General features: G+C 35.0%; 17 protein-coding genes. 8 read left to right on the forward strand and 9 right to left on the reverse strand.

Annotated features, from left to right (window positions below):
- Nucleotides 1-17 precede the first annotated feature (17 nt).
- The 5 genes from ABD692_RS17250 to ABD692_RS17270 form a co-directional block, all read right to left on the reverse strand.
- A complete protein-coding gene (locus ABD692_RS17250) occupies nucleotides 18-1103 on the reverse strand; it encodes an acyltransferase family protein (RefSeq protein WP_344768962.1) in 1086 nt (361 codons plus the stop codon).
- 179 nt (nucleotides 1104-1282) lie between these two features.
- The gene (locus tag ABD692_RS17255) at nucleotides 1283-2185 is read right to left on the reverse strand and encodes a hypothetical protein (RefSeq protein WP_344768964.1); all 903 of its coding nucleotides are present in this window, start codon (nucleotides 2183-2185) and stop codon (nucleotides 1283-1285) included.
- A 205-nt stretch (nucleotides 2186-2390) separates the two neighbouring features.
- On the reverse strand, nucleotides 2391-3128 hold the full coding sequence (locus ABD692_RS17260) for a (Fe-S)-binding protein (protein ID WP_344768966.1): 738 nt from the start codon (nucleotides 3126-3128) through the stop codon (nucleotides 2391-2393).
- Between the two features lie 29 nt (nucleotides 3129-3157).
- Nucleotides 3158-4468 carry an MFS transporter gene (locus ABD692_RS17265; protein WP_344768968.1) on the reverse strand — a complete coding sequence of 437 codons (1311 nt, stop codon included), beginning with the start codon at nucleotides 4466-4468 and terminating at the stop codon, nucleotides 3158-3160.
- A gap of 100 nt (nucleotides 4469-4568) precedes the next feature.
- The gene (locus ABD692_RS17270; RefSeq protein ID WP_344768970.1) at nucleotides 4569-6461 is read right to left on the reverse strand and encodes a RecQ family ATP-dependent DNA helicase; all 1893 of its coding nucleotides are present in this window, start codon (nucleotides 6459-6461) and stop codon (nucleotides 4569-4571) included.
- Between the two features lie 72 nt (nucleotides 6462-6533).
- On the opposite strand from ABD692_RS17270, the gene ABD692_RS17275 reads away from it, so the two are divergent.
- Nucleotides 6534-9761, forward strand: coding sequence for an amidohydrolase family protein (locus ABD692_RS17275; RefSeq protein ID WP_344768972.1), 3228 nt, complete (start codon nucleotides 6534-6536; stop codon nucleotides 9759-9761).
- Between the two features lie 158 nt (nucleotides 9762-9919).
- Here ABD692_RS17275 and ABD692_RS17280 read toward each other — a convergent pair whose 3' ends face one another.
- Nucleotides 9920-12115 carry a B12-binding domain-containing radical SAM protein gene (locus ABD692_RS17280; RefSeq protein WP_344768974.1) on the reverse strand — a complete coding sequence of 732 codons (2196 nt, stop codon included), beginning with the start codon at nucleotides 12113-12115 and terminating at the stop codon, nucleotides 9920-9922.
- 235 nt (nucleotides 12116-12350) lie between these two features.
- Between ABD692_RS17280 and ABD692_RS17285 the strand changes: the two genes are divergently transcribed.
- The 5 genes from ABD692_RS17285 (at nucleotide 12351) to ABD692_RS17305 (ending at nucleotide 18911) form a co-directional block, all read left to right on the forward strand.
- A complete protein-coding gene (locus tag ABD692_RS17285; protein ID WP_344768976.1) occupies nucleotides 12351-13067 on the forward strand; it encodes a hypothetical protein in 717 nt (238 codons plus the stop codon).
- Nucleotides 13068-13375: 308 nt separating this feature from the next.
- The gene (gene lepA, locus ABD692_RS17290; RefSeq protein ID WP_316760356.1) at nucleotides 13376-15163 is read left to right on the forward strand and encodes a translation elongation factor 4; all 1788 of its coding nucleotides are present in this window, start codon (nucleotides 13376-13378) and stop codon (nucleotides 15161-15163) included.
- 83 nt (nucleotides 15164-15246) lie between these two features.
- On the forward strand, nucleotides 15247-16128 hold the full coding sequence (locus ABD692_RS17295) for a bifunctional 5,10-methylenetetrahydrofolate dehydrogenase/5,10-methenyltetrahydrofolate cyclohydrolase (RefSeq protein WP_316760358.1): 882 nt from the start codon (nucleotides 15247-15249) through the stop codon (nucleotides 16126-16128).
- Nucleotides 16129-16363: 235 nt separating this feature from the next.
- Complete coding sequence (locus tag ABD692_RS17300; protein ID WP_123206066.1) at nucleotides 16364-16987, forward strand: 7-carboxy-7-deazaguanine synthase QueE; 624 nt, start codon at nucleotides 16364-16366, stop codon at nucleotides 16985-16987.
- A 34-nt stretch (nucleotides 16988-17021) separates the two neighbouring features.
- On the forward strand, nucleotides 17022-18911 hold the full coding sequence (locus ABD692_RS17305) for an OmpA family protein (RefSeq protein WP_344768982.1): 1890 nt from the start codon (nucleotides 17022-17024) through the stop codon (nucleotides 18909-18911).
- A gap of 152 nt (nucleotides 18912-19063) precedes the next feature.
- Here the strand turns inward: ABD692_RS17305 and ABD692_RS17310 are convergent, their stop codons facing one another.
- The 3 genes from ABD692_RS17310 to recQ form a co-directional block, all read right to left on the reverse strand.
- Entirely contained in the window at nucleotides 19064-19783 is a 720-nt protein-coding gene (locus ABD692_RS17310; RefSeq protein ID WP_344768984.1) for a YqjF family protein, read from the reverse strand.
- Nucleotides 19784-19785: 2 nt separating this feature from the next.
- Nucleotides 19786-20598, reverse strand: coding sequence for a 3-deoxy-8-phosphooctulonate synthase (gene kdsA, locus ABD692_RS17315; protein ID WP_344768986.1), 813 nt, complete (start codon nucleotides 20596-20598; stop codon nucleotides 19786-19788).
- Between the two features lie 97 nt (nucleotides 20599-20695).
- On the reverse strand, nucleotides 20696-22885 hold the full coding sequence (gene recQ, locus ABD692_RS17320) for a DNA helicase RecQ (RefSeq protein ID WP_316760959.1): 2190 nt from the start codon (nucleotides 22883-22885) through the stop codon (nucleotides 20696-20698).
- A 91-nt stretch (nucleotides 22886-22976) separates the two neighbouring features.
- Here recQ and ABD692_RS17325 point away from each other — a divergent pair, with 91 nt between their 5' ends.
- Together ABD692_RS17325 and ABD692_RS17330 are read left to right on the forward strand one after the other, a co-directional pair.
- On the forward strand, nucleotides 22977-23945 hold the full coding sequence (locus ABD692_RS17325; protein WP_316760371.1) for a KpsF/GutQ family sugar-phosphate isomerase: 969 nt from the start codon (nucleotides 22977-22979) through the stop codon (nucleotides 23943-23945).
- Between the two features lie 14 nt (nucleotides 23946-23959).
- Entirely contained in the window at nucleotides 23960-25051 is a 1092-nt protein-coding gene (locus tag ABD692_RS17330; RefSeq protein WP_316760374.1) for a mannose-1-phosphate guanylyltransferase, read from the forward strand.
- The last annotated feature ends 76 nt before the right edge of the window (nucleotides 25052-25127 follow it).

Consider the following 25127-nt stretch of genomic DNA (forward strand, 5'->3'; position numbering starts at 1 on the left):
ACAAACCCATAATTATTTTACGACTTAACTTTTAGCCACTTATTTTTTAAATAATTACGTAGAGGAATATCTAAAAACACCATAACCAGATAAGCAAAAACTACAAGCAGGATTACAGAAACTGGAATTATCAATTTCAATAAAGACATATCGGGCTTGGTGGTTGTAACATAAGTTAGAAAAATCCACAGGAAAGGATAATGCGTCATATATAATGGATATGAAATTTCTCCCGATAACTTACAAAGCTTTTCGAATGATGATGTTAAGGTTGCACCAGAGCCTAATGCTACTAATAATGGAAAATAAATTAATACGATAATCGGTTCGGTGATCCAATTGTATTCATTTGAATATGGCATCAAAAACGCTAAAAGCAATAAAATCGAAACCCCTATAAATCCTAATTTGTTTTTAATAATCCAATTGAAGCGATAAACCAACATTCCTGCCAAAAAGGAATAAAATACGCGAGCACCGCCATCCCAAAATGTAGTTCCACCCCATCCACCAGATAAATTAGTTGTTTTAGTGGCAACATAAAAAAGTAAGCCCGCCGCAATTAATGTTAAAATCAATAAATATTTCTTGCCGATTTTATAAAGCAAAAATATGTAGAAGATGTTGGCAATATACTCCCAAAACAAGGACCAGCTAGGCGCATTTAGGTTAAATAAATTAAAAAAGCGCTCTTCTACTATTGGATACGGAATAAGGAAAAGTGACGATAAAAACAATAATGCCGTTTTACCAAAGCCGTACACAGGATATAGGCTAACAAAAGGATCGAAAATAAAAGTTAATAAACCCAGTACAGACCCAATAATAACTAATGGATGTAAACGAATAAGTCTTAATTTGAAAAACTGTGTTATTCCGACATCTTTAGCTCGTGCATCGTAGGCGTACGCGATAACAAAACCAGATAAACAAAAGAAGAAATCTACTGCCAAATAGCCGTGACCAATGAAATTCTTACTATAATCAGTAATGGCTATTTCCATAAAATGAAAAATCACAACTGCTATTGCAGCTAAACCTCGTAACCCATCAAGAATTTCAAAATGTTTCTTCGTTTTAAGTAATGTATTATCGTTTTGCATTAGGTTGTTTTTAATCTGCATCAATAATAATCATTTTGTATTTGGCTTAAAAAAATCAGAAGCATTAAAGTCGAGTGTAACTGGAAATATACATTCTATTTTATGATGAAATTTTCCGCATAAAAAAAGCCTGCTCAATTAAATTGAGCAGGCTTTCCAAAAATTTATAATTTTTGAAACTAGTTAACCATAATAACTCTTTGTCCGCCACCTGGTCTGTTGTTTCCATTACCACGGAAACGTTTCATCATGTTTTCCATTTTAACTTTATATTCTGCATCAGTTATTGGAGTTGCTTTTTTCGGAGCAGTTACATCTTTTACACTTACATTTCTGTATTCGATACTTTTTGCAATTGTGCTAGTACCTCTGCCTTCTATAGCTAAAACGGCACCTTCTGTCCACATATTTGGATTTGGAGAAAAATCAAAGCCTAAATCTTTTGTATACCAAATATGAGTTTCTTCCGTAACATCTTTATCCATATCTAAAATTTTTACAGATCTGGTTGATTTTACGATAACTTCATGGCAAGTAATACCAGCAATTTGCTTAGTTGCATCGGTTTTAACTACTTCTATTTTTGGAGGAACAACTGGTTTGGGCTTAGTTGTGTCATTTGGGTTGTTTCTTCCCATTCCACCACCAAAACCAATTCCTGCGGTTGTGTTTAACTTTAAACTACTTTGCATCACGTAGCTTGTATCGCTAAGATCAAAAACTTCGACTAATTTTTTATCAGCAAATGTGTAATAATATTCTCTATTTCCACCTGCGCCACCAAAACCTCTCATCATACGACCCATACCACCACCACCGCCGCCAGCACCATTACTATCTTCTGTTTCTTCTACAGGCATATAACTTGCATTAGTTGCATTAAACAATAATTCGAAGTTAGATTTACTTGTTGAAGGCATTCTTGCAGCCATTTGCTCAGGAATTTTAACGCCACTTGCCGCCATCATTGCAGCAGGATCAATTACGGTTTCAAATTGTATTGCTCCAGAAGTTTTTTTTTGCGCACTTGCTACTGATGCGATTGATAAAACTCCTAGTAAAGCGAAAAGTATTTTTTTCATCTTATTTATATTTGATTTTTAAAGGTGATGAAGCTGTCAGGGTTTTATTTTAACATTAGTTTTGCTAAACCATAATAGCTTCATTGTTTTGTGTTTTGTTGTTTAGATGCTAAATCGCAAAAAAGGTTTAATAAAGGTATTTTAGATTTAACGTAAAGCTTGTTAAAAAGTGTTAAATAACTAGAAATCAGAGGTAATAATCTTGTTAGTATTCGGTACTTTCTAACCAGCCATTACATAAAACATCTGCAATGTGCATGGTTTTTATTGGTAGATTATTTTTATCGATATAACCTTGAAGATGTAATAAACATGATAAATCGGTTGAAATAATGTAATCAGCTTGTTGATCTAAAGCATGATTTACCTTTTGCTCGGCCATTGCCGAAGAAATTGCATCGAATTTAACTGCAAAGGTACCGCCAAAGCCACAACACATATCAGTATCTTTCATCTCAAGCATTTCTAAACCATGAACTTTCGATAAAAGCTGACGAGGTTCATCTTTAATTTTGCATTCGCGTAAAGCACTACAAGAATCATGGTAAACAGCCTTACCTTCTAATTCTGCCCCGAAATAATCTTTTTTCGCAACATTGATCAGAAAATCAGAAAGTTCCCAAATGTTAGATTGCAGGCTACGGCATTTATTATGAACGATTGTGTTAGTGAATAAATCGTTATAACCACCTTTTACCATACCTACACACGATGCTGATGGCGCAACGACATATGTATTTTCTGTAAAATCACTTAAAAATTTAGTACCAACTTCTTTTGCTTCATCCCAGTAACCAGCATTGTAAGCTGGTTGGCCACAACAAGTTTGCTTTGAGTTGTATTCTACTTTACAGCCAGATTTTTCTAATAATTTTAACGTATTAAAAGCGGTTTCGGGATATAACTGATCTACAAAACAGGGAACAAACAATTCTACTTTCATCTATTATAATTACGATTCGAGCTACAAACTTACAATTTTACAGCTTCTTTGCTTTCGATTTTTTTCAAGATTAATAAAAACACTAAACCAATTACGAAAAATGATGCAAGTGCAATTATAGATTTACGCATGTCATGCGTAATTCCCTCAATTAACGCAAAGCTGAATAATCCTAATACAATGGCTAGTTTTTCGGTCGCATCATAAAAGCTAAAAAATGATGCTGTATCAGTAGTATTTTCGGGAATATGTTTAGAATACGTAGAGCGAGATAAGGACTGGATCCCTCCCATAATTAACCCAACCACTGCAGCTAAAGCATAAAACTGAGTTGAATTGGTAATAAAATAAGCCAGTACGCAGCAAGTTATCCATACTACAACTACACCTGATAATACATTTATATTTCCAACCTTTTTAGCTAAAAGCGACATCAGCCATGCGCCTAAAATGGCAACCAGCTGAATAATTAAAATTACGGCGATTAAACTTCCAGATTCTAATTTCAGAACTTTAGCACCAAAACCAGCGGCTGCAAGCATAATCGTTTGAACGCCCATTGAGTAAGCAAAAAAGGCTATTAAATAGGTTTTCAAAAACTTCATTAGTTTCAGCTGATTCCAAACTTTAACAAATTCACCGAAACTACTTTTAATTATTCCTTTGCCTGATGAGCCTGCGCTTGGTTTATCTCTCGGCAGCACCTTAAATGGAATTTGAGCAAATGCTAACCACCAGATACCAACTAATAAAAATGATATTTGCGCAGGAAGCGCTGATTTTTCGGCAATTCCAAATAAACCTGGTTTTAAAACAAAAACGAAGCAAACTAATTGCAAAATTACACTTCCTATGTAGCCATAACCAAAACCCTGAGCACTAACTTTATCTTGTTTATCTACTGACGCTATTATAGGCAAGTAAGAATTATTAAACATTACACCGCCTACATAACCCATTGCGGCTAAAACAAAACAAATTATTCCTAACTCCAAATGTGCTAAATCGAAGAAGAACAAACCCATACATGCAATCGAACCAACATAAGTAAATAATTGCATAAAAAATTTCTTTTTGCCTTTGGCATCGGCGTAAGAAGATAGCAAGGGCAACAAAACAACCATTACTAAATAAGCTAATGCCAATGCATAATTAGATAGAACTGTATTTATAAATGTTTTGCCAAAAAAAGTAACTTCATCTCCATGCTCTTTTGTTGTAGTTATGGCAACATAATAAACTGGAAAAATTGTTGAAGTTATAACCAAATTATAGGCCGAATTTGCCCAATCGAAGAAAGCCCATGAACGGATGGTTTTCTTATTATCTTTTTCTATCATTTGAATTTTAAGGAGGTTAACTATTTCGAATGCATTAATTTTCTTAACTGTTGTAGCTGTTTAACCAATTTCTACAATTATTATGATAACCATATGGAGGTTAAAGATAATACTTCTTCCCATCAGTTTTAATTTTGCCAGCATCTAATAATTCACGAATAGCCTCGATACGTTCGTTTTCAGTGCCACTTTTTGTATTGATAACTAAATCATCTAAACTCAAAGCTTGTTGTTGAAGTAAAGAAACAATTTCAAAATCTATTTCATCATTAATTTGGCTTTCATTTTCTACTCGCTTTTCTGCTAAACAAACATCGCAGACACCGCATTTAGAAGCATTATGCTCGTCGAAATATGATAGTAACTGAATATTGCGGCACACATTTGTAGATGCATAACCAACTACAGCATTTATCTGTTTAAGCAAAATTTCTTTGCGCAATTCCAGGTATTTTACGTCTAAATCAAAATGATCCATATCTACGCGTGGCCTAACATATTGCAGTTGTGGTTGATCAGTTTGTTGGATATAGGTTAGTAATTCTATCGATTGTAATTTATTAAGCAGAGCGATAATATCTTTGTAGGATAAACCCGTTTTCTTTGCTAAATCGGCTTCATTAATTTTTACGAAACCATCGAATGCACCACCGTGAGACCGTAAAATAGTCTTGATAATGCTATCGTAAGCTTTATTTTCAATCTGGAAGCGATAAATATCTTCGTGACTGGCAATAAACATCATCCTTGAGGGAAGAAAAACACTTTCGGATAGGGTAAGATAACCGTCATGTTCTAAGAATTTTAAAGCTGAAATAGATTTTAAAACACTAATATTAAATCTTTTACAGAAATCAGCAATATCAAAAGTAAAGGTCAAACCCTCGCCTGCACCAAAAGCCAATTGAAAGTAATTCCCTAAGTAATGGTAAACTTTTCTAATTTCATCTGGCGAAGGAAAACTATCGATGTAACGCGATTCAAGGCTTAAAATATCAGATTGATTGGCCAATAAAACAGCATAACTTCGTTTTTCGTCTCGACCTGCCCTACCTGCCTCCTGATAATAGGCCTCCAAACTTTCGGGTAAATCTAAATGCACAACAGTTCGAACATCTGCTTTATCAATACCCATTCCGAAAGCATTTGTAGCTACCATAATACGGGTTTTATTAAGTTTCCAATCTTCTTGTTTTTGAAAACGAATATCGCGTTCTAAACCCGCGTGATAGAAATCGGCCTTAATTTGATTGCGATTTAAGAAATTAGAAACCTCTGCTGTTTCCCTTCTGTTGCGAACATAAACCAGTCCACTTCCTTTTACATTTCTACAAATTTCAATCAGTTTTTTATATTTATCTTCCTTATTAAAAACCACATAACTTAAATTATCTCTAGCAAAGCTTTTAACAAAAACCTGCGGATCTTTCATATCTAATTTATCAACAATATCTCTTCGAACAAATTCAGTTGCCGTTGCCGTAAGTGCTAAAACTGGTACATCTGGATGGATTTCTCTAAGCTTTGCAATTTGTTGGTAAGGCGGACGAAAATCGTAACCCCATTGCGAAATGCAATGCGCTTCATCAACAGCAATTAGGTTAACGTTCATATAAGAAATCCGCACGCGAACTAAATCAGAAAGTAATCTTTCGGGTGATAAGTAAAGAAATTTGATTTTGCCATAGATACAGTTATCCAGCAGAATATCGATTTCGCGTTTACCCATTCCTGCATAAATAGCGATAGCCTCAATTCCTCTCGATTTCAGGTTTTCTACCTGATCTTTCATCAGCGCAATTAATGGTGAAACTACGATGCAAATACCTTCATTTACAAGTGCAGGAACCTGAAAACAAACAGATTTACCACCACCAGTTGGCAAAAGCGCTAAACTATCATTTCCTTCTAAAACGGAATTAATGATATCTTGCTGTAACGGTCGAAAAGCTGGGTAACCCCAATATTTTTGTAAAATCTCTATTGCTGTCATAAATCAGGCTTACCAAAACTATAAAAAAGGTTGTTATATTACTAAATTGCGCCACAATTAATAAAAATTTAGATGAAAAAACTCTACTTTCTATCGGCGCTTTCACTCCTATTTTTCGCTTCAAATGCACAAGAAAAGAAATGGGATGTAGAAAAATACATGGGAACAACCAAAAACTTTACTTTAAATACTGATGAAGGAACGTGGATGAATCTGGATGTGAGTCCAGATGGCCAAGAGATTGTTTTCGATTTATTAGGCGATATCTATACGATGCCAATTGCTGGCGGCCAGGCCAAATTAATTAGTGGTGGTATTGCATACGATGTTCAGCCTCGCTTTAGTCCTAACGGAAAATATATTTCTTATACCAGTGATAAAAGTGGAGGCGACAACATTTGGATTATGAGTCGCGATGGTTCGAACAAAAAACAAGTTACAAAAGAAACTTTTAGATTGTTAAATAACGCAACCTGGATGCCAAACAGCGAATATGTTGTCGCTAGGAAGCATTTCACGGCAGGTCGCTCTTTAGGTGCTGGCGAAATGTGGATGTACAGTATTAATGGTGGCGATGGTGTACAATTAACTAAACGTAAAAATGATCAGCAAGATGCTGGAGAACCAAACGTTTCGCCAGATGGCAGATATCTTTATTTTAGTGAAGATGTAACTCCTGGACCCAATTTCGAATACAGTAAAGACCCAAACGGAACAATTTATGCTATTCGCCAATTAGATTTAACTACGGGAAAATTAACTACATTAATAAACGAACAAGGAGGTGCTTGTCGTCCTCAGGTATCTCCTGATGGAAATTTAATTGCTTTTGTAAAACGTGTTCGTTTAAAATCTACTTTATATGTTCAAAATATAAAAACTGGCGAAGAGTGGCCTGTTAACGAAGAGTTATCTCATGACCAACAAGAAACCTGGGCTATTTTTGGCGTTTATCCCAATTTTGCCTGGATGCCAGATAGCAAAAGCTTAGTGTTTTATGCGAAAGGAAAAATCAGAAAAACCGAGATTGGAACCCTTATTAACTCTACAATTCCGTTTCAGGCAAACACAGTTCAAACTGTTCAGCAAGCTTTACATTTCGAACAACAGGTTTTTAGCAATGATTTTTCAGCAAAAATGTTGCGTCAATTAACAACATCGCCAGATGCTAAAACAATTGTTTTTAATGCTGCAGGATATCTTTATAAGCAAGAATTGCCAAATGGTGCACCAGAAAGATTAACAAATGGTACTGATTTCGAGTTTGAACCTTCTTTTAGTCCAGATGGAAAGTTTGTAATTTATACGAGCTGGAGCGATGAACTTCGCGGAGCGATTAAAAGAACTGACTTAAAATCTGGTAAAACAATTACGCTGAGTGATGAAAAAGGATTTTATTATTCTCCTCAATATTCTACCAAAGGTGATAAAATTGTTTTTAGAAAAGGAAGTGGAAACGATGTTTTAGGTTACAACTATGGCCGTGGAACAGGAATTTTCGTTATGGCTGCAAATGGTGGAGCCAAATCTTTGGTTTCAGAAAATGGTATAAAACCATCTTTCAATAATACAGATACCCGTATTTATTTCCAAAGTTACGCAGATGGAAAAAAAGCTTTAAAAAGTATCGATTTAAATGGGGCGAACGAAAGAACGCATTTTACTTCTCAATATGCAAATCAGTTTGTGGTTAGTCCCGATAATAAATATGTAGCTTTCAGTGAACTTTTTAACGTTTACATTACTCCAATGATTAACGTTGGCGTTGCTCAGGATGCATCGGCTGGAAATAAAGCGATTCCAGTTACAAAAGTAACAACCGATGGTGGAACTTATATACAGTGGAGTAACGATAGCAAGAACTTACACTGGACATTGGGTCCGAAATACTTTACCATTGATGTTAATGGCGCCTTTAATTTTGATGGCACTACCCCAAAAACTCAGGCAACTTCAATCGATATTAATCTTAAATTAAAATCGGATGTGCCTAACGGAATCGTTGCCTTGAAAGGCGCAAGGATTATCTCGATGAAAGGCGATGAAGTTATAGAGAACGGAACCATTTTAACCGATGGAAACAAAATTACTGCAATTGGTAAAGCTGATGCCGTAACTATTCCTGCAAATGCGAAAGTAATTGATGTAAATGGCAAAACAATTATGCCTGGAATTGTAGATGTACATGCGCATTTACGCACAAGTCCTGATGGAATTTCGCCGCAAAGCGATTGGAGTTATTTGGCAAACTTAGCCTTTGGTGTAACCACTTCTCATGATCCATCGAGTAATACGGAGATGGTTTTCAGTCAGAGCGAGATGTTAAAAGCTGGTAGAATGATTGGTCCACGAGTATATTCAACAGGTTCGATTTTATACGGCGCAGATGGCGACTTTAAAGTGGTTATTAATAGTTTGGATGATGCATTAGCGCATTTAAAAAGACTAAAAGCTGTTGGTGCATTTTCTGTAAAATCTTACAATCAGCCTCGAAGAGAGCAACGTCAGCAAATTTTAGAAGCTGCACGACAGTTAAAAATGGAAGTCGTTCCTGAAGGTGGCTCAACATTTTTTCATAATATGAATATGGTTACTGATGGACATACTGGAATTGAACACAGTATTCCAGTTTTACCAGTTTATAAGGATGTAACCACACTTTGGAATAATACAGATGTTGGTTACACACCGACTTTAATTGTTGCGTATGGCGGTCAATGGGGAGAGAATTACTGGTACGATAGAACCAACGTTTGGGAAAACGAAAAGTTAATGACTTACACTCCTCGTTCAATTATCGATGCAAGAGCAAGACGTAGAACTACCTCAGAATATAGTGATTACAACCATATTGATATTGCTAAAGCAACCAAACAAATTGCCGATGGCGGTACAAAAGTAAATCTTGGTGCCCACGGACAAATTCAAGGATTGGGTGCTCATTGGGAATTGTGGATGTTTGTTCAAGGTGGTTTTTCTCCACTACAAGCCATTAGAAACGCAACCTTAAATGGTGCAAGTTATTTGGGTATGAATAAAGAAATTGGCTCTTTAGAAGTTGGCAAATTAGCTGATTTAGTAATTATGGATGCAAATCCTTTAGATGATATTCGTAACTCTGAAAAGATTAAATACGTGATGATTAACGGTCGTTTATATGATAGTGCAACTATGAATGAGATTGGCAATAGAGACAAACTTCGTGGTAAACTATGGTTCGAAAATGCCAAAGGTAATGGTTACATCGTTCCGAACGGTGAATCAGAAACCTGGACTTATACTGTTCCACATTGTGATTAATTAAGCCATTTGACCATATAAGGAATGTGAGAAAATATAAGATTTGAGATTTTATGTGTCTTATATTCCTAATCTGGTTGATAAACTTCGGACACTAAGATGCTGAAGTGAATTCAATTATAAGGAACGGCTTCGGAATATGGCGGAAAGTATAAAAATTACAAAACCAATAATCCGAATTCTCGTAAAGTATTTATTGGTTTAGAATACCAGAACAATTCAAAATTCTCCATTTCAAATTCGAAATCAGCTTTAATTTCCTGAAATGAATAAATTTTATCTCCCGAAACCTTGATTTTTTCTAAAATCGAAACCAGCCATTCGCCTTCGTTTTTGTTAGTTTGAATAGTAAAACTTTCTTTCTTATCATGGAAGGTTATCGAGGCCATTTCCCATGAATTACCTTTTTTAGTTTTCGTAAAATATTCTGCATCAGGATTACTTCCTAACCAAACAACCTTAGCTGTGGGCTTCGTATTAAAGTTATTGTCTTCATTTATTGCTTTCTCAATAAAATCAGTTGGAATTTTAGTTCTTGGAATTTTGAAGTCGAACCAATCTTGCAATTCATAATCAAAACAAATTCCATGCATAAAATTGAACAGTGATTTCTTTAACCCAAAACTAAATTTATTATGATCGATACCAGTTTTATCGATGTAATTGATATCGTTGTTCGCAAATGTTCCAATGGTTTCCGTTTCTTTAATCACTCCAAACTTTTCTGGGTACATTCCCACTGGACTATGTGCCGTCATTGCAAATTGGTGCCAGAAACCAGATTGTAAAATTCCAACTTCGAATAATTGACGAACCATTTCTAAACTATCGACAGTTTCCTGAACGGTTTGCGTTGGATAACCATACATTAAATAAGCATGAACCATAATTCCTGCCTCGGTAAAGTTTCTGGTAACTCTGGCTACTTGTTCAACGGTAACACCTTTATCAATCAGTTTCAATAACCGATCGGATGCGACTTCTAAACCTCCCGAAACTGCAATACAACCAGAAGCTTTTAATAATAAACACAGATCAGCAGTAAAACTTTTCTCAAAGCGAATATTTGTCCACCAGGTTACCGCCAGTTTTCTTCGAAGAATTTCTAGCGCAACTTCACGCATTAAAGCTGGTGGAGCAGCTTCATCTACAAAGTGAAAACCATTTTGACCTGTTTTTAATGATAATTCTTCAATGCGATCTACAATTTGTTTTGCTTGAACAGGCTCATAAACCTTAATATAATCCAATGAAATATCGCAGAAGGTACATTTGCCCCAATAACAGCCATGTGCCATTGTGAGTTTGTTCCAGCGACCATCGCTCCACATACGATGCATTGGATTAACAATTTCGATAACCGAAATATATTTGTCCAAAAGCAAGCCCGAATAATCAGGCGTGCCTACATCAGCTTGTTTGTAATCTTTGCGAAAAGAATCATTTTTATAAACAACTTCTCCATTTTCGAGCAAAAAAGTCCGTTTATACATTTGCATTTCGGCAGGAACATTTCCGCTAATATTTTGAATTAACAACTCAATTGGCAGTTCACCATCATCCAATGTAATAAAGTCGAAAAACTCGAAAACCCTTTGATCGGAAAGCGAGCGCAGTTCAGTATTTGGAAAACCACCACCCATCGAAATTTTAATTTCTGGATAATTTTGTTTAACCCATTGTGCTGAGCGAAATGCACTATACAAATTCCCTGGAAAGGGAACTGAAATTAAGAATAGTTTCGGCTGAACAGTTTCAATATATTCTTTTAGGATAGAAATTAGAATATTATCAATGTAGCTCGGCTCTTTACTCAGCGCATCATAAAGCTCATCAAATGAATTTGCACTCCTACCTAAACGCTCAGCATAACGGCTAAAACCAAAATTTTCATCAACGCATTCTACAATGAAATCAGAAATATCTTCGAGATAAAGAGTTGCTAAATGTTTTGCTTTATCTTGGGTTCCCATGGCGCCGAATGCCCAATCTAATTCTTCCAACTGCGCAAATCTAGAAGCCTGAGGAAGAAAATCATCGCCACAAATTTGTAGTGCCAAGGTTGGATTTTTCCCTTGCAAAAAATCAATTACAGAATCTATCGTTTTTAAATATTCATCTCTTAAAGCCAAAATGCGCTTAGAATTTGCACTTAAGGGTTTAGTATTTTTTGTTTGAAACATATGTGTTAAACCCTGTTTCGAAAACATCTTGAGGATTACTTCAATACCTAGATCGGCTTGTGTAGAACTGATGTTTTTGGTGTTTAAAAAGCCTTTTATATACGCCGTTGCTGGATAAGGTGTATTCAGTTGTGTAAAAGGTGGCGTAACGATAAAAAGTTGTGTCTTCAAAAGAAATATTTAAAATGCAAAAGTAAAGGAATTTTAGAAGATTAATTGTTTTTAATGCGGTTATTACACTCTAATCATTTCAAGCGAAGCCGACAAATCTTTGTAATTGGATTCCTCGTTTAAAAATCTCTCCGTTTCACCGTGCTCCAGCCGAAAAGAAGCCAGCTTAAAAACATGTTAAACTAAATCAATAATCCAAACGTTTTACAATTACATCAATACTTTTTTTACCTAAATGAAAGTTTTCAATTTCCTTTTGCTGATGCTATTTGCGCAAAGCGCTTTTGCTCAAAAAACATTCTTATTTCCAAAGGTAAAACCGCAAGGTTCATCTATCGAGCAACTTACTCCTACCAACTGGACCGTTATTGAGACTGCAAACGGCGATTTGAATGCTGATGGAGTTGATGATTTAGCCGTGATTTTCGAATCAAATAAAATCATAGATGAAACGAGAACCTACGGCGATAATAATTCGGAAATTATAAAAGAAACACAGAAACCAAGAATTTTGGCTATTTATTTTAAAGATAAAGCGACAGGAAATTTAAAATTATCTGCTCAAAACAACGATTTTATTCTGCGTTCGGAAGAGGGAGGCAAACTTGGTGACCCGTTGCAACAAATTGCAATTAAAGATCAGCAATTATTTTTAAGGTTTGCAGGCGGCAGCCAGTGGCGATGGGAATTGGGATATACCTTTAAATTTCAGGACAAGGATTGGTTTTTAACCAACGCAATAAACTTGTATTTTAACCAAAATACTGGCGATATGACGGAAAGAATTTACGATTTTAACGGTCGACAATTATTTACTACAGTTGGTAATTTGCATAGAAGGGATATTGAAAATCGAAAAACGAGCGAGGTTTTATTTTTTAGTCAGCTGCGAACTTTTAAAACCTTTAAAAAGCCTTGGGCTTGGGAAATTATGCCTAATGTTTATTTGTAGAAATAGCTAAATATAAATATATTTTCAAATGAATTTCAAATTGCTAAATTGATATAAAGCAGTTAAGGGAGAATTATCAAAAGATATTCTGTCTTGATTAAAATAAACCAGATTGAAGTGGTGATATTTTTTGGTGCAATACTTTAATATGATTATAACATAAACAAAAAATATTAAAACGAAAAGCGGGGCTACCGCAACCGAAAAATTACAGGAACTTGCTTTTCAAATTTTATTCAATTTTTATACTTTTCGCCATCAATTTTCCATATTCCATATTCCATTAAAAAGCATATCTTTGCGCAAAGATGAAGCATATACGTAATTTTTGCATTATTGCACATATTGACCACGGCAAGAGCACTTTGGCCGATAGGTTATTAGAATATACAGCGACAATTTCGCAGCGTGAAGCGCAGGCGCAATTGCTCGACAACATGGATTTGGAGCGTGAGAGAGGCATTACGATTAAAAGTCATGCCATACAAATGAACTACAAAGTTGGTGATATTGAATACAATTTCAATTTAATTGATACACCTGGACACGTAGATTTTTCTTATGAAGTTTCGCGTTCAATTGCAGCTTGCGAGGGTGCGTTGCTAATTGTTGATGCATCGCAAGGGATTCAGGCTCAGACGATTTCGAATCTATATTTAGCTTTAGAGCACGACCTTGAAATTATACCGATTTTAAATAAAATGGATTTACCTGGGGCAATGCCTGAGGAAGTAAAAGACCAGATTATTGATTTAATTGGTTGTAAGCGTGAAGATATTATTCCTGCATCGGGTAAAACTGGGATGGGTATTCCTGATATTATTCAGGCTATTGTAGACCGCGTTCCTGCACCAGTTGGTGATCCTGAAGCGCCTTTGCAAGCCTTAATTTTCGATTCAGTTTTTAACTCTTTTAGAGGTATTATTGCTTACTATAAAGTGGTTAACGGCGAAATTAAAAAAGGTGATAAAGTAAAATTCATTAATACGGGAAAAGAATATCTGGCTGATGAAGTTGGCATTTTGAAACTGGATATGTCGCCACGTAATGTGGTTAAAACTGGAGATGTTGGTTACATTATTTCTGGGATTAAAGAAGCCAGAGAAGTAAAAGTAGGTGATACGATTACAACTACTGCAAGACCATCGTTAGATTCGATTCAGGGTTTTGAAGAGGTTAAACCAATGGTTTTTGCTGGGATTTATCCAGTTGATACTGATGAGTTTGAAGAACTTCGCGAAGCCATGCACAAGTTGCAGTTAAATGATGCATCTATTGTTTTCGAACCTGAAAGTTCTGCTGCATTAGGCTTTGGTTTCCGATGCGGATTCTTGGGCATGTTGCACATGGAAATTATCCAGGAACGTTTGGAGCGTGAATTCGATATGACGGTAATTACTACCGTTCCCAACGTATCTTACATTGCTCATACAACCAAGGGAGATGAAATTTTTGTAAATAATCCATCTGATTTGCCAGACCCAAGTAAATTGGATTCGGTTGAAGAACCTTATATTAAGGCTAACATTATTACCAAAGCTGATTTTGTTGGGCCTGTAATGTCACTTTGTATTCAGAAAAGAGGAACGATTGTAAACCAATCATACTTAACATCTGATCGCGTTGAGTTGGTTTTCGAAATGCCAATGGGCGAAATTGTATTCGATTTTTACGATAAATTGAAAACCATTTCTAAGGGTTATGCATCATTCGATTATCACCAGGTTGGTTACCGCAAATCGGATTTGGTTCGTTTAGATATGTTAATTAATGATGAACCTGTTGATGCTTTATCTTCATTAATCCACCGCAGTAATGCTTACGATTTCGGAAAGAAAATTTGCGAGAAATTAAGAGAGTTAATCCCTCGTCAGCAATTCGAGATTAAAATACAAGCATCAATTGGCGCTAAAGTTATCGCCCGCGAAACGCTTAGTGCTTTACGTAAAGATGTAACAGCTAAATGTTATGGTGGCGATATTTCTCGTAAACGTAAGTTATTAGAGAAACAGAAAAAAGGTAAAAAGCGCATGCGCCAGGTTGGAAACGTAGAAATTCCACAATCGGCGTTTATGGCTGTTTTGAAATTAGATTAGATATAGAATCAAGATACAAGTATCAAGTAGCAAGATAAATTGCTCTTCTTGATACTTGATACTTACTACTCGATACTTTAAAAATGAAATTATTAGACGGTAAATACGTATCAGAAAAAGTTAAAGTTCAAATTGCAGAAGAAGCAGCTGATTTTTTGAGTACAACTGGCAGAAAACCACATTTAGTAGCTATTTTGGTTGGCAATGATGGTGGTAGCGAAACTTACGTTGCCAGTAAAATGAAAAATTGTGAAAAGGTAGGTTTTAAATCTTCGCTTCACAGGTATGATAATTCGGTTACTGAGGCTGAGCTATTGGCTAAAATTGAAGAAATTAACCAGGATGATGATGTTGATGGATTGATTGTTCAATTACCTTTACCAAAGCATATCGATCCCGAAAAAGTTACCGAAACGATAGATTATCGTAAAGATGTAGATGGCTTCCACCCTGTAAACCTCGGTAGAATGATGCGCAACTTACCTTGCTTTATTCCTGCTACACCATACGGTATTTTATTGATGCTGCAAGAATATAATATAGATACGACTGGAATGCATTGTGTTGTAGTTGGTAGAAGTAATATTGTGGGTAGCCCGATGAGTATTTTAATGGCTCGTAATGCAAATCCTGGCAACTGTACGGTAACACTTACACATTCTCGCACAAAAGACTTAAAAGAACAAATTCTTCAGGCAGATATTGTTATTGCAGCAATTGGTAAAAAGAATTTTGTAACTGCTGATATGGTTAAACCTGGTGCAATTATTATTGATGTAGGTATTAATCGTGAAACATCTACTGAAACTAAATCTGGTTTTAAACTTTATGGCGATGTAGACTTTGATAATGTAGCCCCAATTTCTTCATACATCACTCCTGTTCCAGGCGGTGTTGGTTTAATGACAATTGTTGGCTTACTTAAAAATACGTTGGCGTCAGCAAGAAAAGAAATTTATAAGTAAGAATAAAGATAAAAGCTTAAATACTAAAGATAGAAACCAGCTTAACAATGTAAAAGCAACTCAATCAGGGTTGCTTTTTTGTTAGGAATCAGAACTTGATTAGTATTTATCGTTTAAATACTACGTCATTACACTAAAATCAATATGCAAATATCAGTGTTATTTCATCTTTCGATTAAATTTTAAATACAGAACGGTTACACCATATTTTTTTAGGATATTTGCATCCTCAAAAATGAAGCAAGACATACCAGAAGACGGCACTTTACTTCCTTTAATGGAAGAATTCTATACCATACAAGGCGAAGGGTTTAACACAGGCAAAGCAGCTTATTTTATTCGCTTAGGCGGATGCGATGTAGGTTGCCACTGGTGCGACGTAAAAGAAAGCTGGGATGCAGAAATGCACCCTTTAACACCTGCAGATGTAATTGTAGAGAATGCTGATAAATTTCCTGGCAAGGCCGTGGTTATTACTGGTGGAGAACCATTAATTTATAACCTCGATTATTTAACTAATAAGCTTAAAGAAAGAGGAATTCTTACCTTTATCGAAACCTCGGGTGCTTATCCCCTTTCTGGAAACTGGGACTGGATTTGTTTATCACCTAAAAAATTCAAAGCACCGCGACCAGATATTACGCCTTTTGCGCATGAATTAAAAGTTATTGTTTTTAATAAAAGCGATTTCAAATGGGCCGAAGAATATGCCGCAATGGTATCACCAACCTGCAAATTATATTTACAGCCAGAATGGTCAAAATCAAAGGAAATTACGCCGATGATTATTGAATACGTAATGGCTAATCCGAAATGGGAAATTTCTTTACAAACGCATAAATTTTTAAATATTCCTTAAAAACAATACATTAGCTTAATAACCAATGTATTTTATGAGGTTTTGTTTATTCATTTTATTTAGCCTATTAAGTTTTGAATTGCTTGCGCAAAATTCAAGCAATAAAAAAGCTCAAAATTTCTTCGAAAGAGCAAACCCATTTATTGAAAAACAAGATTATATATCTGCTGAGCAGGTTTTGAAGAGCGCTATTGAAGCCGACCCATCTTTTCAAAATGCATTTATAACTCTAGCAGGTGTTTACAATGCCCAAAAGAAATATGCTGAAGCAAAATCTGCATATCAAAAAGCAATTCTAATTAACAAAAATATTGCTCCAGCTGTAATTTATGGATTAGCAGAAACCGAATTTGCTACTCAAGAATATGATAAGGCTAAACAACATTTTGAAGAATTTCTTGCACTCGATTCGTCTTCAGATCGAGCTAAAAAAGCAAAAAAATATCTTTTAGATTGCGATTTTGCCGCCTTTGCTATTAAAAAACCCGTAAAATATAGTCCAACCAACCTTGGTCAAGGTGTGAATACTACCGATTCAGAATATTTTCCAGCACTTACTGCTGATGGAGAAACGTTGATTTTTACTCGTCAGGTTAATGGAAATGAAGATTTTTGGACTTCGCAGTTTAAAAATAACACTTGGAATTCGGCTACGCCTTTATCAACAAAAATTAACACGACAAAATATAACGAGGGCGCCCAAACGATTTCTCCAGATGGAAAATATCTGTTTTTTACAGGGTGTAATCGCCCAGATGGATTAGGTAGATGTGATATTTATGTTTCTCATCGCGAGGGTAAAGATTGGGGTGAGCCGTACAATGTAGGTAAGCCTGTTAATTCTGAATATTGGGAATCGCAACCAGCTATTAGTCCTGATGGTAGAACTTTGTATTTTATTAGCAATCGCCCTGGTGGTTCTGGAGGTTACGATATTTGGAAAAGTACCATAACAGATGATGCAAAATGGGGTCCAGCAATAAATCTTGGTCCCGAAATTAATACACCATACGACGAGAATACTCCATTTCTACATGCCGATGGGAAAACGCTATATTTTTCATCCGATGGTTGGCCAGGATTTGGAAATAAAGATATTTATTACAGCCGAATGGATGATAATGACAAGTTTCAAAAACCAATAAATTTAGGTTACCCAATAAATTCATTTGAAAATGAAAGTGGTTTAATTGTGAGTGCCGATGGAAATCTAGGAATGTTTTCTTCCAACCTAAAAGATGGTTTTGGCGGACAGGATATTTACAGTTTTGGAATTCCTGAGATCGCCAAGCCGTTAAAAATTTCTTACGTAAAGGGAATTGTAAGAGATAAGGATAGTAAGAAAACGATTGAAAGCAATGTTCAGGTTATCGATTTAAAATCGGACAAAACTGTTTTTGATGACTATACAGACCCCGAAACTGGTCAGTTTTTAGCAGTAATGCCAATTGGAGGTAATTATTTATTTAACGTAAATGCCGAAGGTTATATGTTTTATTCAGAAAATTTTGAGTTAAAACAAGGCAATATTAATAATAAACCTTATCAAATTGAAGTTTATATAGAGCGAATAAAACAAGGTGGAAATGTTACTCTAAGAAATATTTTTTTCGATACGAATAAGTACAACTTATTGCCTGCATCAATAAGAGAACTTGATTTACTAATAGATTTCTTACACCAAAATCAAACAGTCAATATTGAAATTCAAGGTCATACCGATAATGTTGGCGATGATAAATTAAATGAAAAGTTGTCGTTCAATAGAGCAAATGCTGTGTATGAATACCTGGTTAAAAATGAAGTTGATGCAAAAAGACTTACTTTTAAAGGATTTGGAGCGAGCAAACCCATTGCAGATAATAAAACTGAAATTGGTAGAAAAAATAACCGCCGAACTTCATTCGTGATTACAAAAATTTAATATATGAATTTGCTTTTAATGAAAAGTAAGCCTGAAACTTTTTTATTTTGTTTTTGCTCGTATTCAAAAAGATTATGCAAATAATTTCAGGATTCTTTTTCAAATAGAAATCAAAATAAATTCATCGTGGTTTGGGGTGGAAATTATAAAATCTAAAACTTCTTCCCTTTCATAACCCTAATTTCAGAACCTTCTGCTAGCATAACCGAATTTGGCTTAGTATTACTTAGAAACGCAAACTCTCTTCCATAATTGATTCCAAAATCAACATCAATCGAATAATCTTTAATTGGATATGCCTCCCAACGAGGGTGTTCAACTCCATATTCAGAAGTTCTATTCGCCCCAATTTTAGTATAACCCCAGTAATGTTCAGTAATAAATTCTTCTTCGCTACCAATTAAAATTTCTTGAGCTTTTGAAGATGTAGTTACCGAAAATTTATTCCATTTTTTATTGCTCTTCCAAAGATAATCAACTTCCAACTGGTGCTCCTGCTCTATCCAAACATGATTCATTGGTAACGTTTGATAGTTTTCTTTGTAAATGGTATTTGCAACAAAAGTTATAGCAGGTAAAGGAACAATTTCCTTTATAAAGACAACTCCTCGTTTCCATTCTTCACCATCTTTATATCGAACGTAAAATCTTAGGTTAACCTCTTCAAAATTGGTATGAAACGGAATATTAAGGCCACGTAATTTTACATCAATAAACATAAAACCCACAAGGCTCACATAGTATTTACCTTGCCACTCATCCAATTCAGTATTTGGTGGAAGATATTTTAAAAGAATTTCCCGATCAACCGCATATTGGGCCAAAGCAAGTTTTCGCCATTCGGCTGTGAGAAATACTTTTGAAGTTATCAAGGTTATAAAATTGCTTGTCTGATACGGATTAACTTTGTTAATGTTTCTTCAAGCAAATCCAGGTGCAACATATTAGCACCATCCGATTTTGCATTTGCAGGGTCAGGGTGAGTTTCGATAAACAAACCATCGGCACCGACCGCAATTGCAGCCTTCGCAATAGTAGAAATCAATTCGGGTTTACCGCCCGTTACACCACTGCTTTGATTTGGTTGCTGCAAGGAGTGAGTACAATCCATTACAACAGGCACACCAAAACTTTGCATTTCTGGCAAACCGCGATAATCAACTATTAAATCCTGGTAGCCGAAAGTATTTCCTCTATCAGTAAGAATTACTTTATCATTTCCTGCCTCTTTAATTTTTTCGACAGCAAATTTCATTGAACCTGCAGATAAAAACTGACCTTTTTTAACATTAACAACCTTACCTGTTTTAGCAGCAGCAATTAATAAATCGGTTTGGCGACAAAGGAAAGCGGGAATTTGCAAAACATCTACATAAGCAGCTGCCATTGCTGCTTCATCACTTTCATGAATATCGGTTACTGTTGGTACACCAAATTCTCTACCAATTCTTTCTAAAATCCGTAAGGCTTTTTCATCACCAATTCCTGTAAAAGAACTGCCTTTACTTCTATTCGCTTTGCGATAAGAACCTTTAAAAATATATGGAATTTGAAGTTTATCAGTTATCGAAATAATTTTTTCTGCAATTCGCATGGCGATATCCTCGCCCTCAATTGCACATGGACCAGCCATTAAAAAGAAATTTCCCGATTCGGTATTTTTTATATTATCTAAATAGTTAAGCATGTAATGTGGATTTTGTGAAATGGATGATGGTAAATGGAATCAATGATATATGTTTTACTATATATTCAATCTTACATTTACCATCTTACATCAAAGCCTAGTTTCCTAGTTCTGACATAAATTTAATTCTCATTAATTGAATTTCTTCTCTTGTGTAGTCGGTTTCTCCAAGCTCATTAAGTGCTTCATCAATAGAATCACTTTCGGCGGCACGGAAATAATCAAAAACTTCGTCTTGTCGATCATCATCAATTACTTCATCTATAAAATAATTTAGATTAAGCTTAGTTCCTGAATTAACAATCGACTCAACTTCTTTCAAAATCTCTTCGTAAGTAATACCTTTTGAATCTGCAATATCTTCTAAACCAATTTGTCTATCAATATTTTGAATGATGGACACTTTCATTTGAGATTTATTTGCCTGTGTTTTAATTATTAAATCTATTGGACGCTCTATATCATTATCTTCAACATATTTTTTAATTAGTTCGATAAATGAAGATCCAAATTTCATTGCTTTACCCGATCCTACTCCAGAGATTTGTTTCAATTCTTCAGAAGTAATTGGATAATGCGTACACATTTCTTCTAAAGATGGATCTTGAAAAACAACAAAAGGTGGAACATTTTTTTGCTTGGCAATTTTCTTACGTAAATCTTTAAGCAATTGCAACAAATGCGTATCTAATGCACCAGTACCTTGTTTTACGTCATCATCATCGTCTTCAACATCAGTTTCAATAGGTTCGTTCAAAATAAATTTCAAACTATAAGGATTAACGATAAAATCTCTTCCTTGCTTGGTTAATTTTAATAAACCATAATTATCAATATCCTTGAAAAGATAATTGTTTAAAACAGCCTGACGAATAATTGATTTCCACATCAGCCCTCCATCTTGCTTACCAATTCCAAATTCGGGCACTTTACTATGTTCGTAGGCAATAGTCTGAGCAGTCTCTAATCCTAAAAAAACGTTCAATAAATGGGCATCATCAAACTTTTCTCCCGATTTTTCGATAAATTTTAAAACCGTTGACAGATGTTCTTCTGCATCGAATTGTTTTTTAGGTTTTTTGCAGTTATCGCACATGCAATTGCAACCTGTTTCATTAAAGTTTTCGCCAAAATAATGCAGAATTTGCTTCCGACGGCAAACGCCAGATTCAGCGTAATCAATTACTTCTTTTAATATTTGAGTGCCAATTTCGCGTTCCGAAACGGGCTTATCTTTCATAAATTTAGCAAGCTTATCTACATCTTTTTGAGCATAAAAAGTAATACAAACACCTTCACCTCCATCACGGCCAGCTCTACCAGTTTCCTGATAATAACCTTCCATACTTTTAGGTACATCGTGGTGAATTACAAAGCGAACATCTGGTTTATCGATACCCATACCAAAAGCAATTGTAGCCACAATTACTTCAGCATCTTCCATTAAAAATTTATCCTGTGTTTCTGCTCTAACTTTAGGTTCCAAACCTGCATGATAAGGCAAGGCGCTAATTCCATTTAAGTTTAGTGCTTCGGCAACTTCCTCTACTTTCTTACGGCTTAAACAATAAATAATGCCCGATTTACCAGGATTGGATTTAATATATTTGATGATCTCCTTGGTAATGTCCCTTTTTGGGCGGATTTCATAAAACAAATTCGGCCTGTTAAATGATGACTTAAATAAAGTAGCCTCAGACATGCCAAGGTTTTTCATTATATCTTGCTGTACTTTTGGCGTTGCTGTAGCCGTTAAAGCAATAATCGGGATGTTATCTCCTAAGCCAGCAATAACTTGCTTAATTTTGCGATATTCAGGCCTGAAATCATGCCCCCATTCTGAAATACAATGTGCCTCATCAACCGCAACAAAAGATATTTTAATCAAATTTAAAAATTCGATATTATCTTGCTTTGCCAGAGATTCTGGTGCCACATAAAGTAACTTGGTATGCCCAGCAAGTAAATCGGATTTAACTTGGGTAATTTCAGATTTGTTTAGGGATGAATTAAGAAAATGAGCAATACTATCATTTCCACCAAAAGCCCGTAATTGGTCTACTTGGTTTTTCATTAAAGCAATTAACGGAGAAATCACAATTGCTGTTCCTTCACTCATTAAAGCAGGTAATTGATAGCAAATAGACTTTCCTCCGCCCGTTGGCATAATAACAAAAGTGTTATTGCCTTCTAAAATATTTGTAATGATCGACTCCTGATCACCTTTGAAATTATCAAACCCGAAGAAATTTTGTAGGTTATCAAATAACGACTTTTTCACGTCCATTTTGTGTAATAAAATATGCGATGCTATTTTTCTATCCAAAATAACATAATTTTACAAGAAATTCAAGTATCAACCAACAATTTTTTTCTCTTTGAAAAGTAAAAAATCAATTATCCAATCAGCTGTAAGCACTTTAGAGCTCGAAGCAGCAGCAATATTAAATGTTGCGAAGAATATAAATGACGATTTCGAAAAAGTGGTATCAACCATTTTACAATGCAATGGTCGCGTAATTGTTACTGGCATTGGCAAAAGTGCAATTATAGCACAAAAAATTGTTGCAACTTTTAACTCTACAGGAACACCTGCAATTTTTATGCATGCTGCAGATGCCATTCATGGCGATTTAGGTATGATACAAATAAATGATGTGATTATATGCTTATCGAAAAGTGGTAACACACCAGAAATTAAAGTACTTATACCATTACTTAAAATTGCTGGTAATGTATTGATTGGAATGGTTGGTGAAACGAATTCATTTTTAGCACAGCAATCTAATTTAATGTTGGATACATCAGTAGAAAAAGAAGCTTGTCCGCATAACCTTGCTCCTACAACCAGTACAACAGCACAACTGGCTATGGGCGATGCCTTGGCTATTTGTTTGCTTGAGTGCAGAGAATTTAATGAGCGTGACTTTGCGAAATATCATCCTGGTGGTTCACTTGGTAAAAAGCTTTATTTAAAAGCAGGAGATTTAGCACTTGCTAATGAAAAACCATCAATTAAATTATCAGCATCTGTTAAAGAGGTACTGATTGAAATAAGTAAAAACCGTTTGGGTGCTGTTGCTGTTGTTGACAATAAGAATGAAATTTTAGGTGTAATAACAGATGGTGACATTAGGCGAATGTTGGAAAATAATACCGATATTGCACATTTAAAAGCTGAAAATATTATGGGCAAAAATCCTAAAAGTATTCAGCATGATGCGCTTGCTGTTGATGCTCTTGATATTATTAAAAAGAATAATATTACTCAACTTTTAGTTCTCAAACAAAATACATATTTTGGAATCATTCACTTACACGACCTGTTAAATGAAGGTATCGTGTAGTTTTAAATTATAAAATGAATAAAGATTTTTATGCTTTAATTATGGCTGGTGGCGTCGGAAGTCGTTTTTGGCCAGTTAGTCGTACAGAACATCCCAAGCAGTTTATTGATTTTTTCGGAGTTGGAAAAACATTAATACAAAGTACTTACGAACGATTCTTACGAATCTGCCCTCCTGAAAATATTTTTATTGTTACAAATGAAATCTATTCCGATCTCATTAAAGAACAAATCCCCGATATAACGGATAATCAGATACTAGCAGAGCCTTTATTAAGAAATACAGCACCTTGTATTGCTTACGGTTGTTTAAAAATCTCAGAACTGAATCCAAATGCTGCAATTGTTGTTGCGCCCTCAGATCATACTATTGCAGATTTAGATGGCTTTGTTACTGCTATTGAGCAATCTTTAATGGCAGCATCGAGTAACGACTGTTTAATTACATTAGGCATTAAGCCAAATCGCCCTGATACGGGTTATGGATACATCCAGCACACTGATCACGTTCTTAATACAGACCAGGAGTTTCATAAGGTTAAAACCTTTACCGAGAAGCCAAATCTAGAATTAGCTAAATCTTTTATTCAAAGTGGCGATTTCTTATGGAATGCAGGTATATTCATCTGGTCGGCAAAGGCAATTCTTAAATCGTTCCAGAAGCATTTGCCAGATATGTTCGAAATTTTTAGTTCAGGAAAAAATGAATTAAATACAAATAGGGAAAAAGCTTTCATAGGTAATGCTTATTTGCAATGCACAAATATTTCTATCGACTTTGGAATAATGGAGAAAGCCGAAAACGTGTACATACTTCCAGCAGATTTTGGTTGGTCTGACTTAGGTACGTGGGCATCGATATACGAGATGGCAGATAAAGATTATGTTGGCAATGCCGTAATACCGTCAGAGCAGGTTGTAATGTTCGATTCATCTAACTGTATGGTTAATGTACCGAAAGATAAACTTGTTATTTTAAATGGTTTACACGATTTTATTGTAGTAGAGAACAACAATATGTTAATGATTTGTCCTCGTGATGAAGAACAGAAAGTTAAAGAATTTGTAGCAGAAGTGAAATCAAGATTTGGAACTAAATTTATTTAGTTTTTACTACTTCTTGTTAATTATAAGTCCTGATTATTCTAAAATTTTATAAAATAGAATAATCAGGACTTTTATT

Origin of the sequence: Pedobacter ginsengiterrae, from assembly GCF_039537385.1 — a bacterium.
GTDB lineage: Bacteria > Bacteroidota > Bacteroidia > Sphingobacteriales > Sphingobacteriaceae > Pedobacter > Pedobacter ginsengiterrae.

Bases quoted from the DNA above. Each gene is read 5' to 3' on its own strand.
- ABD692_RS17250 (WP_344768962.1), bottom strand. From the start codon at position 1,103: ATGCAAAACGATAATACATTACTTAAAACGAAGAAACATTTTGAAATT.
- ABD692_RS17255 (WP_344768964.1), bottom strand. From the start codon at position 2,185: ATGAAAAAAATACTTTTCGCTTTACTAGGAGTTTTATCAATCGCATCA.
- ABD692_RS17260 (WP_344768966.1), bottom strand. From the start codon at position 3,128: ATGAAAGTAGAATTGTTTGTTCCCTGTTTTGTAGATCAGTTATATCCC.
- ABD692_RS17265 (WP_344768968.1), bottom strand. From the start codon at position 4,468: ATGATAGAAAAAGATAATAAGAAAACCATCCGTTCATGGGCTTTCTTC.
- ABD692_RS17270 (WP_344768970.1), bottom strand. From the start codon at position 6,461: ATGACAGCAATAGAGATTTTACAAAAATATTGGGGTTACCCAGCTTTT.
- ABD692_RS17275 (WP_344768972.1), top strand. From the start codon at position 6,534: ATGAAAAAACTCTACTTTCTATCGGCGCTTTCACTCCTATTTTTCGCT.
- ABD692_RS17285 (WP_344768976.1), top strand. From the start codon at position 12,351: ATGAAAGTTTTCAATTTCCTTTTGCTGATGCTATTTGCGCAAAGCGCT.
- lepA (WP_316760356.1), top strand. From the start codon at position 13,376: ATGAAGCATATACGTAATTTTTGCATTATTGCACATATTGACCACGGC.
- ABD692_RS17295 (WP_316760358.1), top strand. From the start codon at position 15,247: ATGAAATTATTAGACGGTAAATACGTATCAGAAAAAGTTAAAGTTCAA.
- ABD692_RS17300 (WP_123206066.1), top strand. From the start codon at position 16,364: ATGAAGCAAGACATACCAGAAGACGGCACTTTACTTCCTTTAATGGAA.
- ABD692_RS17305 (WP_344768982.1), top strand. From the start codon at position 17,022: ATGAGGTTTTGTTTATTCATTTTATTTAGCCTATTAAGTTTTGAATTG.
- kdsA (WP_344768986.1), bottom strand. From the start codon at position 20,598: ATGCTTAACTATTTAGATAATATAAAAAATACCGAATCGGGAAATTTC.
- recQ (WP_316760959.1), bottom strand. From the start codon at position 22,885: ATGGACGTGAAAAAGTCGTTATTTGATAACCTACAAAATTTCTTCGGG.
- ABD692_RS17330 (WP_316760374.1), top strand. From the start codon at position 23,960: ATGAATAAAGATTTTTATGCTTTAATTATGGCTGGTGGCGTCGGAAGT.